This window comes from Pedobacter nyackensis, assembly GCF_032678475.1.
GTDB classification, from domain to species: domain Bacteria; phylum Bacteroidota; class Bacteroidia; order Sphingobacteriales; family Sphingobacteriaceae; genus Pedobacter; species Pedobacter nyackensis_A.
This window is the reverse complement of the sequence record NZ_JAVTSF010000003.1, coordinates 546,270-558,902: the sequence shown is the minus strand read 5'-3', so window position 1 is coordinate 558,902 and position 12,633 is coordinate 546,270. Positions and strand designations below refer to the sequence as shown.

Below are 12,633 nucleotides of genomic sequence, written 5' to 3'. Positions count from 1 at the left end.
ATCAGCTATCTGCTTACGCTTGTACTGTTGTATCTGTATTTCTAATTTTCGTCATATAACCAATACCCGGTTGTACGTTGATCTCTTCCAGCACATAGTAAATACGCTCACTACGTAATGCTTTAGAAACTTCCGATTCCGGATCATTGGAATCACCAAAGATGATTGCATTTGCAGAACAAGCTTGCTGACATGCCATCTTGATATCGCCATCTTTCAACGGACGTTTTTCAATTTTAGCCTGTAATTTACCTGCCTGAATACGCTGAATACACATCGAGCATTTCTCCATAACACCTCTTGAACGTGTAGTTACATCAGGGTTAAGTACCAGCTGAGTAAATTCATTGTTCAGATAGTTGTCAAAACGAGAATCATTCCAGTAGTTAAACCAGTTGAAACGACGTACTTTATATGGACAGTTGTTCGCGCAATAACGAGTACCTACACAACGGTTATAAGCCATGTGGTTTAAGCCGTCTGATGAGTGTACTGTTGCCAATACCGGACAAACTGTTTCACAAGGAGCGTGATCACAATGCTGACAAAGCATAGGCTGGTGTACAACCGATACATTGTTCATTTGCTCTTCTTTCAAATGAGCGATCTCTTTCTCTTTAGTTACTGAGTTGATACCATTGCTATGGCCATGTGCACCATGTGCTTCTGCATGCGTATCATTTTCCTGGTTAAAGCTGTAATAACGGTCGATACGCAACCAGTGCATCTCTCTACGTTTACGCACTTCGTCCTTACCAACAACAGGAATGTTATTTTCTACGTTACAGGCAACAATACAAGAACCACAACCAGTACAAGCATTCAGATCGATTGCCATAACCCAGTTATTACCTGGTTTCTCGAATTTATCCCATAAATCGTAAGTTTTATGTTTAGCGTGGTCATTACCTGAACCAGCAGCAGGATTCTTTTTGTATTCAGTAAATGTAGCCTCGCGGATTACATTTCTGCCTTCAAAAGAATAATGCGTTTGTGTTTGAGCAAGTTCCTCTCTACCACCAGTTGCTGTTAATTTAACAGTAGTAGCATATTTTAAAGTACCATTGCTGAAGCTTACAAACGGATAAGCGTTTTTACCTACATTATCTCCGGCTTTACCAACTTTAGTACGTCCGTAACCTAATGCAATAGATACTGTACCTGGCGCTTGTCCCGGTTGAATCAATAAAGGTAAATCAATGCTATAACCATTATCTGCTTTCACAGAAACGATATCGAATTCTTTAAATCCTAATTTCTCTGCATACTTAGGTGCGATTGCAACATAGTTATCCCATGTTACTTTAGAAACCGGATCAGGAAGTTCTTGCAGGAATGCGTTGTTAGCATGTTTACCGTCACGCATTGGAATGCTTTCGTAAACCTGTAACTCAATATCCTTAGCTAAAGCTTTGCTATTGTTTAAAATAGAAGGAACAACTGCAGCAAGAGAAAGACTGAAAGTATAAGCACCAGCTGGTTTTTCAGCAGCAGCAAATACACCTTTCTGTAATACTTCTTTCCAGTTAGAACCTACAGCTGGCAATATGTTTTTCTCCCAGTTGTTACGTACATACTGGTAGTATTCTTTAACTGCATTATCAGACCAGATCAATAAACTTTCCTCTGCCTGACGTGTGTTGAACACAGGATTAATGGTAGGCTGTACGATAGAGTAAACTCCTTCGTATGAACTTGCATCACCCCATGCTTCTAAATAGTTATGGTTAATGGCAACCACATCACATAAAGTAGCAGTCTCATCCTTACGGTCTGAGAAGGAAACTTTCAATGCAACTTTAGCCAAAGCATCAGTAAACACTTTAACATTCGCTACATCATAAGCAGGATTGCTATCCAGGAAGAAAACAGCAGCAACTTCACCTCTGTTCATTTCATTAATGAACTCAGCAAATTCCGCATCGTTACCTGCATAACGTTTACAAGGATTATCTAAATCGATAGTCGTACCATAACTGCCGATAGCAGAGTTAATGGCATTAACCAGGATTTGTGTAGATACATCGTTTGATCCTGAAACTACAAGGGCTTTACCTTTATTTTGTAAAAGCTCTTTACCAACCAATTTCAACGCTTTATCAGCAGTAACATTATTTGGCAAAGTACCGCCAGCTAAACCAGCACCAGTAATTGCATTATATAAGGCAATCAGTGCAGGGCCTTCTTCCGATAATTTAACCGGAATACGGGTATCTGCATTGGTACCTGTTAAACTCATGCCCGCCTCAAATTGGAAGTGGCGCGACATTTTACCTTGTTTTAATGATTTATGATCTCTGTTAGATACATATTGAGCAGTAAACTCTTCACCACTGATCCAGGTACCTAAAAAGTCAGCACCGAAACTTACGATCAGGTCTGCCTTATCAAATTTGTACTTAGGAACAACTGCTTTACCAAAGCTGTTTTCGTTAGCTTTAATAATACCTGTATAAGAAACCGCATCATACTGTACGTGTTTAGTATTAGGGTAAGCTGTTGCAAAATCAGCTATAACTGCTTTAGTGGAAGGACTGTTTACTGAAGAAGAAACAATACGGATTTTCTTTCCTGAAGCCTGAGCTTTATTTAGCTCTCCTTTTACAAACTCATCAACCTTAGTCCAGGTTGCATCAGCATCCTTGAACAATGGAGATCTAAGTTTAGATACATCATACAGATCTAAAACTGAAGCCTGTGCCTGAGCATCAGTACCGCAGTTAAACACACCTGCATTGGTGTTAGCCTCAATCTTAATCGGTCTGCCTTCTCTGGTTTTAACCAATACCGGCTGGCCATTAAAACTTGAAACATAGTAGTTAGGGATACCCGGTACAACCTCTTCAGGTTTAATTACATAAGGGATTGCCTTATGTACAGGGGCAGTCTGACAAGCCGCAAGTGTTACCGCACCTAATCCAAAACCTAAAGCCTTTAAAAAGTCGCGGCGTGGAGTTACGGTACTTAATCCTGCTTCATTTAAAACATCTTCTATTGGAAGGGGCTCAGCAAATTCGTTTTTGTTGTTTTCAACAAAATCCGGAGTGTTGTTATACTCTTCTAAGCCTTTCCAGTATTTTTTATTGCTTTCCATTTAAGCTATATTACTGTTATCGAACGTTCTTTGTTATTAAACTCTATTAATAGTGACACTTGCCACACTCTAAACCACCTAGCAATGCAGGAGTGATTTTCTCGCCTTTTTTGATTTTCTCATGCGCTTCAATCACTTTAGCATAGAATGCATTGTCTTTACCTGAAATCTCAGCATCCTTATGGCAATTGATACACCATTTCATGGTTAACGGAGAGTACTGATAAATCTCTTCCATTGTATCTACCGGACCGTGACATGCAAAACATACTGGCTCGTTAGGTTTTAAACCTCTCTCTTTTCTGATGGCTTCCTCACCAACCACAACGTGTTGCGAGTGATTGAAGTAAGCAAAGTCAGGTAAGTTGTGTACACGAACCCACTCAACCGGCTTTTCTTTCGATTTATCGTAAGTAAGTGTGTTTGGATCGTAACCTATAGCAGTATAGATTTTCTGAATCTCAGGAGAAATCTCACCGTTATATTTTTCAGTAGCCTGTACAGATTTGTGACAGTTCATACAAACGTTAACTGAAGGTATAGAAGCATTTTTAGATTTAAATGCACCAGAGTGACAATACTGACAGTCGATCTTGTTTACACCTGCGTGCAGTTCGTGAGAGAACTTGATTGGCTGTACTGGCTGATAGCCGGTATGTACACCTGTATTCCACATTCCCTTCCAACCGAATGAACCTAAGCTGATAATTAAGCACAGGATAAAGAAGAATACAAACTTCTTGTTTTTGAATAATTTACGTGTTCCCGCTGCGAAAGAAAGATTTTCCTCTTCAACAACTTCAACACCTTGTTTCTTTAAGATCAAACGCTCCAGCATTTTAACTGCGCGACCTAATACCACCAATACAGCGATTGAGATTAATATAATCAAGGCAATACCAGCAATAGAGAAGCTTGAAACTTCATCAGAACCAGCTCCAGCTACCGCAGCACCCGCTACAGCTTCTTTCTTTGGCTCACCTGCTTTTGCATAAGCAATGATGTTCTTAATCTGATCGTCAGTTAAGGTTGGAAACGTAGTCATCTCAGCAGGAGAAAACTTAGCTGCCTCGATTGCAGTTGGATCGCCAGCGTCAACTAATGACTTCCAGTTTCTAATCCATTTAATGGAAAAGGCCTCGTCCAACTCGGTCAGCTTTGGTGTTAATGCCGGACCAGTACTGTTACGGTCTAATTGGTGACAAGAAGCACATTTATCCTTAAATAACTTTCTTCCCTCCACTAAATCTTGCGCTTGTGATGCAGAAACGATTAAAACAGATAGAGCCGTAAACATGAATGCCGACTTCCAAACTCTTCTAATGATCAATGAGATGTCCCTCATAATGAGTATTTTATGCTATTTTTTAAAAAACTTTATAACCGTAATTGATGTTTAAACTCAAGGTCTCCACCAAAACGTCCACAAAAGTAAAATTTATTAACGTACCAATGACAAAGAAATGACAGTAAATACAATTTATAATCAATCTAAATAGTGCCATTTTGATGCTTTAAACAAAGAAAATCACCAATTCTTTTAAAAAATTGGTGACCTTCTAAACGCATCATCCGAATACCGGATTTGCAATTTTAAATTACATTTTTAATATCCATGCAAATATGAGCGGCGCCACTATTGTTGCATCAGACTCTACAATGAACTTTGGTGTATCAATATCTAATTTACCCCAGGTGATCTTCTCATTAGGCACAGCACCTGAATAAGATCCATATGAAGTAGTAGAATCAGAAATCTGACAGAAATAACTCCAGAACGGAATATTAGGCATTTCCATATCCTGGTAAAGCATTGGCACAACGCAAATCGGGAAATCACCCGCAATACCACCACCAATCTGGAAAAATCCAATTCCTTTACCTTCACTGTTCTTAATATACCAGTCGGCCAGGTACCCCATATACTCTATACCACCTTTTACAGTAGTTGCTGTCACTTCACCTTTCATCACATAAGAGGCGAAGATATTACCCATTGTTGAGTCTTCCCATCCTGGTACTACAATTGGAAGGTTCTTTTCCGCTGCTGCAAGCATCCATGAGTTCTTCGGATCAATCTCGTAATATTGTTCCAAATCTCCGCTTAACAACATCTTGTACATAAACTCATGTGGAAAATAACGCTCACCAGCCTGCTCTGCGTCTTTCCAAATTTTGTTAATGTGTTTTTGTAATCTTCTAAAAGCTTCCTCTTCTGGAATACACGTATCAGTTACCCTGTTGTAGTGGTTCTCTAATAAATCCCACTCGTCCTGCGGACTCAAATCGCGATAATTAGGAACACGTTTATAGTGAGAGTGCGCAACAAGGTTCATAATATCCTCTTCAAGATTCGCTCCGGTACATGAAATAATGGAAACTTTATCCTGACGAATCATCTCTGCTAATGAAATACCCAACTCAGCGGTACTCATCGCACCTGCGAGTGTGATCATCATCTTACCTCCTTCATCTAAATGTGTTTCATATCCTTTTGCGGCATCCATCATCGCTGCCGCATTAAAATGGAGATAATTCCGCTCCATAAACTGAGATATCGGTCCTCTTGTTGTACTCATCTTGATCTATTATTTGTTGCCGCAAAAATAGTATAATTTATGTAAATTAAAGCCACGACGCCCCATCATTCAGCCCGATAACATATAGTGTTACAACAACGTTACTATAAAACCAACGCATGATGAGTTTTAAACAGAAATAAAGTCTTTACAATATGTGGCCTTAAACTTGCTTAGGTAACCAAAAAAATAAAACTTTATACTACTTTAGGCTGATGAAGAAATTTTCGATTTGCACCATATTCGTTTTAATTGCAGTAAACGCATTAGGGCAAAAGAAACTTATAGAACGATACTTATCGAATAAAACAGACTCCTCACGCAGGCCAAGCTTTATGCCCGTACCGATATTACGCTATTCTCAGGAAATCGGCCTTGAATTTGGCGCCGGGCTACTTTATTCTACGTATTTAGACAAAAAAGACCTCAGCAACAGGAGCTCAAATTTCTCTGGATTAGCCTCTGTATCCACCAAAGGGCAATATAATGTTTCTTTGAAAAGCGACATCTGGACAAAAGCAAACAAACACCATTACATTACCGAAGTCCGTTTTAAAAGAATGCCATTTGATTTTTATGGCATCGGCAATGAAACACTGGAAGCAGATAAAGACCGTTTGGTACAGGGATCTGTAAAGGTTGTCCTTGAAGCAGAAAAAAGATTATGGCCGAATATGTATACAGGTTTTTTAGTCGGTTTTGAAAATTATCACTTTACCGATAATGAAATTGGCGGGATCTTTACAAAAGATCAATCCATCCTTCATAAGTTTGGCGGCTCAGTTGCCTATGCAGGTTTTTCCCAAACCTACGATACACGAAACTCCAATAACTACACAACTAAAGGTTTAATGGCTAAGGTCACCCTTCAATACGCTCCTGATTTATGGGGCGGTGAAAACTTTACCGGAGCGCTGATCAAAGCTAATGTCCGTAATTTCTGGTCACTCTCTTCTAAATTTGTGCTGGGTGTAAACGGACTCTTTCATACACTGCAAGGCAAAAACGCTCCGTTCTACTTATTACCTCAAATGGGTAACGACGAAATGATGAGGGGCTACTATACCGGCCGTTATCGCGATAAAAATCTACTGGCAGCCCAGGCAGAACTTAGATACCGATATAACAATCGTTTTGGAGCGGTAGTTTTTGGAGGCACAGGACAGGTTTTTGAAAACGGAGGCTTTGCAGCTAAGAACTTCAAACCCTCTTATGGTGCCGGTGGCAGGTATTTCTTCGATCCGGAAAAAGGACTGAGCGTCCGCCTGGATTACGGTATTGGTGAGAAACGTGCCAATGAAAAACGTCAGACCGGATTTTACATCAGTCTGGCGGAAGCATTTTAGTTATTTCGACTCTGAATCTGCTTCGTTTTCAAATCGTAACGAATAGTATCAGCATTCAATTTCCAGGAACTGTAACGGGAAGTCATCTTACCATTAAATGCAGTTACAATCTTTGTATAATTATTGATCCGAACGTGATCTGCCTCCAACGTCAGCGAGTCAAGATTTAACTTTGCCGATCCATAAAGATCAACGATCTTTCTATCTTTCGAATATTTAACCGAATCACTTGCCTGATATTCAATTTTAGCTAAAGTCCGATAATTGGTTTTAACCCCCTCGCCCCTATCATCTACAACAAACCTGTCTCTATCGAATATGACCTTGCCATTTTTTACATACGTACCAGATCCAATCACTTCGCAATTGCATTCGCTTGAGAAAAAAGCATTAAATGCATTAATTTTAATATCATCACCTATTTTAAGCTGTTTATTCACCTGCACAGCAAACAGCGGATTAACATAGGCTTTCAGCACATCCCCCGATTCTCGTTTTATTGTAAAGCCACTCATTCTTTTCCCATCAGACGTATATGTGTAACCTGATACTTTTCCAAATACGGTCTTCCCTTCATATTTCTTAATTGCGATCCTGGTTTTCAGTGTCTCGTCACTTAACGCTGGTTCTTTTCCAAACCAAAATATCCGATCATTTTTCTTTACGCCAGGTATGCTATAATACCTTCCCGATCCGACAGCCCGATTTTCACTTAAGGTACTGATAAAAGTTTTATCGAAATTAAGCGCTTGCTCAAAAGTGTAAACCACTCCATTCACTACAAACTTTATTTCGTAGTCGTTGGACAATACCATTTTCAATACTTTACCACGAGGAGACTTCACAACAACAACATCCACCTCCTCCACTCCAGATGGCCCTGCTGCCTGTCCCTTAACAATCTCTATAAACTTGCCCGAAGGGTTAACAGTCCTTACTTTAAGATCAGAAACATCCTGCTTAATTTCCGCATATACAACCTGCACAGAAAATACCCAAAATAGGATTAAACAAACAGGAAGGCTCAACAAATAGAATATTTTTTTCATGTTGTTTGATGGATTAGTAAATAAAATTTTGATTCTCTCTTTTACTGGATTTTTAACAAAGCTGTGTACTAAGGACGCTCCATTATTTTTATTCACCGCCATTTCGAGCAACAAATTTGCATAGAACTTATTACCAATAATTGATGACGTCTCCCGATCCACGTCATATTCATGCACAGCTTCCAAAGCTTTATCATATAAATAAATAAATGGATTAAACCAAAGCAGCGCCTTACAACCTCCTAAAAAGAGCTTATCTATCGAATGATATTTTAAGGCGTGCAAACTTTCATGCTGTAACAACACAGCAATCTTCTGATCTGTTAAATTGCGATCTGAAATAAATACATAGTTGAAAAAAGAACAGTTGGTAAATCCCTCTGGTTTATGAATAACTTTTATATTCCCAACCCGTCTATATACTTTCCGTATGCAGGTAAGTAAATAACCAAGCTGAACAAGAAAGATAAGCACCGCAATAACTGCAACCATTACATATCCCCAAAAGAATAAGTGTTTCCATTCGTATACAGGCAAAGAAACAGGCATTGTAGCATGAGTCTTTAATGAAGTTTCTTTTGCAACCTCCGGTACTGTTGTTTCATCATCAAAAAGAACTTCAGAATGCATCATCTGAACTTGTGCTACAGGCCTGGTCCGTTCAACTTGCAACTCTGCAGCCGGTATTATAAAACTCAACAACAAGGTAATCAAAAGATAAAACCTATTGACACTGAAAAAAGTCAGATGCTTAAAAAAACCATAATACAAGACATAAAACAATCCCGTACAGGCGCTCACTTTAAGCAAATACAACAGCCATTCCATTAGTTCCCGTTTTTGTTAATATGCGTCTTCCGTTCTGCAATACCTGCTTTACTCACAAATCCAGTTCTTTCGTCTATTACAGGTCTATTACGATCGAACAAAACAACTCCACCTTTGATGAGCTTACTGCTTTGGATTACAATGGAATTTTCGTTTTGCCAATAACCAACGTGCTTAGCGACAATGGTCAGCAGATCTCCTGCTTTTAGTTTCTCATTAATTTGCTTTGCATACTTTACTTCTATAAACACCTTCATATCTACTCCATCATCTGTTTTGATATAAAATCCATCCATTAGTTTTTTCTGTGGTGTACTATAAGAATAGCTGGCCACTCTTGCTTTAAGCGTTTTCCCTTGGTACTTCTTATAAGTATCCCTATTCATTTGTTCACTTGTACTGAGCTTTGGCTCTGTACCAAACCAGAATACCCAATCTCCTTTATACAATCCTTCCTGATCATAAAGAGTAGCCGGGCCACCACCTTGATTAGCACTTAACTTGTTTAAAAATACCTGATCAAACTTTTGAGCTTCTTCAAATGAATATACTTTACCATCGACAATAAATTTTGGCTTTAGTTTATCCGAAGCGGTGCTCATAGTCATCTTTTGACCTTTAGGAGCTTTTGCTTCATAGTTGTAGTAAACAGTACCATTGTACTCCTTAGTCGAGCTCTTTATAAAAGGTTCTTGCGGAAAGTTTGAATTTGTTCTTACAGCCTTTTTATCAGTCGGCCATTCCTCATAAAAGCGATAGAACATTTGTTTGTTTTTCGGCCCGTACGACTTCAGGTCTTTGGAAATTGACACCCAGTCTGCAATGGTATAGGTTGAAGCCCCGGTTTTCACTTCGTGAACAAACCGTAACCTAACTTTATCTCCGTCCTTAAAGGATGCCAATTCGGAAAGCTCAACCTGGTTTGAATTGATATGAAGGATAAATTTACAACCATTAGCAGAAACCTCAATAGTTCTTTTTCCGGCGACTACACTGCCAGCTTTTGTAATGACACCATCGTTAAACCTCACCTTATTCATTTCAAACAGAAATGGAGCTGGCTTTTTACTAGGGTCTATCTTCGGCCTTTCCATTTCATAAATCAAACGGCCATCTTTTATGATTTTCTCTGCTTCTAAACCTACAATTGACTTCTTAGAATAGCTACCGCCATATACCAATACATCCAATTTATCTCCAACTTCTACCAAGCCTTTAATTTTTGCAGCTCCTGTAGGCAAATCGCAGGTCAGGTAATAATCCTTGTTCTGATACTCCACAAGTAGTTTGGATATCATTCTGGTGCCGAAAGGCTCCTCCTCCTCACCTTTCACCAAAACCTCAATTTTTTTCCCTATCAAGCTTCTGCCTAATTTCACCTTGTTCTTAAAGTCTTCGGTTTTAAGCCATGCGTCGTCTTCCAATCTTGCTTTTTCCATTTCAGGCGTCCATTTTATTTTCTGCCTATATCTTACACTGTCTTCCAGCTTTGAAGCTGGATTTTTACTAATAAGTTCTTCTGAATATGCTTTCGTCGATGGCTTATCGACATAAGCTACTGAGAAGCTCCAAAGCAATATTGACACCAATGGCAATACTGCTAGATAGGTTAACTTTTTCATCTTTTTTGATTGATTAGTGAATAACATATTAATACGCGCCTTAATCGGATTTTTAACAAAACTGTGCACCAAAGAAGAGTTGTTCTTACGAACGGCTATGGCCAGTAATAAATTAGCATAAGAGACATTTCCTACAATTGACGAAACTTCCTCATCTGCTTCATATTCATGTACCTGCTCCAGTGCTTGTTCATACAAATAAATCAATGGATTAAACCATAAAAAAACTCTACAGATATTCACAAATAGCTTGTCCAGTGAATGAAATCGGCTAGCATGAACTGCTTCATGCTGAAGGATCACAGCTATTTCTTCTTCCGTTAAGTCCTGCTGATCAACAAAAACATAATTCAGAAAAGAACAATTGGTAAAACCATTGGGTTTATAGACAACTTTTAGCCGCCCGACTTTTCTATTTTCATTAGTGATGTGTTTTAAGACTTGAACCATCTGGTAAACAAACACCATCAGCATAACAGCAACAATCAGCCAGTAAGCTGCGTACATAGTTTCCTGCCAGCTGTATTCAGAAAAACCAAAGCCTGAAACAGGAAGCGGATTCTGCGCAACAGAAATCTGTGTATTGAGTGGATCAGCTGTTGATACCACCCCGGGAGTTAATACCTCCTGCATCAAAACCTCCTGCTGTACCTTTACCTGCCTTTCTATTTCCAACTGTAAAGCCGGAATAAGAAAACTAATAACCAGGGCTAACAATAAATAAATCCTATTCAAACTAAAAAAAGTAAGCCTTTGTAGAAACAAATAATACAACGTATAAAACAAGGCCATGCAGGCACTCACTTTAAGCAGATAGAGCAGCCACTCCATTATTGCTCGTTTTTGTTAATGAGTGCCTTCAGTTCGGCAATATCTGCCTCACTGAGACTTTGCTCCTTAACCATAAAAGACAATAAAGAAACCGGTGAGTTATCGAAATAGCCAGAAAACAATTTCGAGAAGGAGGTCTTAGCATAATCCTCTTTAGTGATCGCCGGATAATACTCATAGGTTTTACCGTAAGCTTTATAACTTAAGTACCCCTTTTTCTCCAAAAGTCTGACTATAGATGAAATGGTATTATATGGAGGCTTAGGTTCCTCATCCATTTCTTCGATGATATCTTTAACAAATCCTTTCTGAAGCTTCCAGATGATTTGCATAATACGTTCTTCTGCTTTAGTTAATTCTTCCATAACATAAAGCTATAACTTATTTTTCAGTTATACAACTGAAAAATAAGTTTAAAAACTGAACTATCAGTTTTTAAACTAATAAAACAATATAAATCAGCAAGTTAAATTTAAAACTTAATTTTAAAATGTTCTTTAACCTGGCCTTTTCTAAAATAAACCAGCCCTATCCAGAACAGATCAACAGTAACCGTTACCTCCGGATGATTCTTTATTTCCTCCCAGGCTTCTTTCATTCCCTTGCTCCAATAGATATCGTCAAATATCAATAAGGTTCCTTCATGCACCTTTGGCAGGCACCAGTTAAAATAATTTAAAGTAGCGTCTTTTCTGTGGTTTCCATCAATATAAACAAAATCCAGCTTCTCTTTTGCAGCAATTATATCAGGAAGCAGCACATCAAAATTACCGACCTGCAATTCTACATTATCCAGTTCCAGCTCGCAAAAATTCCGATAAGCGACTTTAGCAGTCTCAGGACAGCCCTCAACGGTAATCACCTCTGCCTCTGGACAGGCTTTACTTAAATAAGCCGTAGTAATTCCTAAACAAGTTCCCAGTTCTATCACGCTGGATGGCTGAACATATTTAGCCAGACGATAAATCAATTGCGCAAGTGCCGGACTTTTTAATGCATTTTTAGCAATCTCTTTAACCTTCTTTGTATTGTTTTTATTAAGGTGTGAGCCCGCTCCCAGGTCTGTAACCGTAATTATTGAATCGTCATTGAAAAGTTTTTTTCGCTGCGACTCAATAGTTTTGTAGTCTGGTCTGGACTTAAAATCGTAAATTACCTCATCGGTAAGTTTATATACAAAGGGAGAATGTGTACCGTGTCTGCTTTTAGCAGTCAAACGATGTTTCAAAAAGTCACCGATAAAATTAAAAACCATAGCCGCAAAAATAGGCATTCAAATTTGCA

The 12,633-nt window shown here is 38.7% G+C and carries 8 protein-coding genes; 1 reads left to right on the top strand and 7 read right to left on the bottom strand.

The window, feature by feature from the left end; all coding sequences use genetic code 11:
* Positions 1–13: 13 nt before the first annotated feature.
* The 3 genes from R2Q84_RS13380 to R2Q84_RS13370 form a co-directional block, all read right to left on the bottom strand.
* Positions 14–3,094: a TAT-variant-translocated molybdopterin oxidoreductase gene (locus tag R2Q84_RS13380; RefSeq protein WP_316817055.1), complete on the bottom strand. Its 3,081-nt coding sequence runs from the start codon at positions 3,092–3,094 to the stop codon at positions 14–16.
* Positions 3,095–3,140: 46 nt separating this feature from the next.
* Positions 3,141–4,439, bottom strand: a complete 1,299-nt coding sequence (locus tag R2Q84_RS13375) for a c-type cytochrome (RefSeq protein WP_316817054.1) — start codon at positions 4,437–4,439, stop codon at positions 3,141–3,143.
* Between the two features lie 253 nt (positions 4,440–4,692).
* Positions 4,693–5,673, bottom strand: a complete 981-nt coding sequence (locus R2Q84_RS13370; protein ID WP_316817053.1) for a deoxyhypusine synthase family protein — start codon at positions 5,671–5,673, stop codon at positions 4,693–4,695.
* Between the two features lie 215 nt (positions 5,674–5,888).
* On the opposite strand from R2Q84_RS13370, the gene R2Q84_RS13365 reads away from it, so the two are divergent.
* The gene (locus tag R2Q84_RS13365; RefSeq protein WP_316817052.1) at positions 5,889–7,019 is read left to right on the top strand and encodes a BamA/TamA family outer membrane protein; all 1,131 of its coding nucleotides are present in this window, start codon (positions 5,889–5,891) and stop codon (positions 7,017–7,019) included.
* On the opposite strand, the gene R2Q84_RS13360 is transcribed toward R2Q84_RS13365, so the two are convergent.
* The 4 genes from R2Q84_RS13360 to R2Q84_RS13345 form a co-directional block, all read right to left on the bottom strand.
* On the bottom strand, positions 7,016–8,896 hold the full coding sequence (locus R2Q84_RS13360) for a M56 family metallopeptidase (RefSeq protein WP_316817051.1): 1,881 nt from the start codon (positions 8,894–8,896) through the stop codon (positions 7,016–7,018). The two genes, R2Q84_RS13365 and R2Q84_RS13360, sit on opposite strands and share 4 nt — an antisense overlap.
* Positions 8,896–11,349: a M56 family metallopeptidase gene (locus tag R2Q84_RS13355; RefSeq protein ID WP_316817050.1), complete on the bottom strand. Its 2,454-nt coding sequence runs from the start codon at positions 11,347–11,349 to the stop codon at positions 8,896–8,898. The genes R2Q84_RS13360 and R2Q84_RS13355 overlap by 1 nt, the downstream gene beginning before the upstream one ends.
* Positions 11,349–11,714 (bottom strand): BlaI/MecI/CopY family transcriptional regulator, encoded by a 366-nt coding sequence (locus tag R2Q84_RS13350; RefSeq protein WP_316817049.1) that lies wholly within the window; start codon positions 11,712–11,714, stop codon positions 11,349–11,351. The genes R2Q84_RS13355 and R2Q84_RS13350 overlap by 1 nt, the downstream gene beginning before the upstream one ends.
* Before the next feature lie 107 nt (positions 11,715–11,821).
* On the bottom strand, positions 11,822–12,622 hold the full coding sequence (locus R2Q84_RS13345; RefSeq protein WP_316817048.1) for an O-methyltransferase: 801 nt from the start codon (positions 12,620–12,622) through the stop codon (positions 11,822–11,824).
* Positions 12,623–12,633 lie beyond the last annotated feature (11 nt).

Excerpts from the sequence above, each read along its gene's own strand:
- R2Q84_RS13380 (WP_316817055.1), bottom strand. The coding sequence starts at position 3,094 with ATGGAAAGCAATAAAAAATACTGGAAAGGCTTAGAAGAGTATAACAAC.
- R2Q84_RS13375 (WP_316817054.1), bottom strand. The coding sequence starts at position 4,439 with ATGAGGGACATCTCATTGATCATTAGAAGAGTTTGGAAGTCGGCATTC.
- R2Q84_RS13370 (WP_316817053.1), bottom strand. The coding sequence starts at position 5,673 with ATGAGTACAACAAGAGGACCGATATCTCAGTTTATGGAGCGGAATTAT.
- R2Q84_RS13365 (WP_316817052.1), top strand. The coding sequence starts at position 5,889 with ATGAAGAAATTTTCGATTTGCACCATATTCGTTTTAATTGCAGTAAAC.
- R2Q84_RS13360 (WP_316817051.1), bottom strand. The coding sequence starts at position 8,896 with ATGGAATGGCTGTTGTATTTGCTTAAAGTGAGCGCCTGTACGGGATTG.
- R2Q84_RS13355 (WP_316817050.1), bottom strand. The coding sequence starts at position 11,349 with ATGGAGTGGCTGCTCTATCTGCTTAAAGTGAGTGCCTGCATGGCCTTG.
- R2Q84_RS13350 (WP_316817049.1), bottom strand. The coding sequence starts at position 11,714 with ATGGAAGAATTAACTAAAGCAGAAGAACGTATTATGCAAATCATCTGG.
- R2Q84_RS13345 (WP_316817048.1), bottom strand. The coding sequence starts at position 12,622 with ATGCCTATTTTTGCGGCTATGGTTTTTAATTTTATCGGTGACTTTTTG.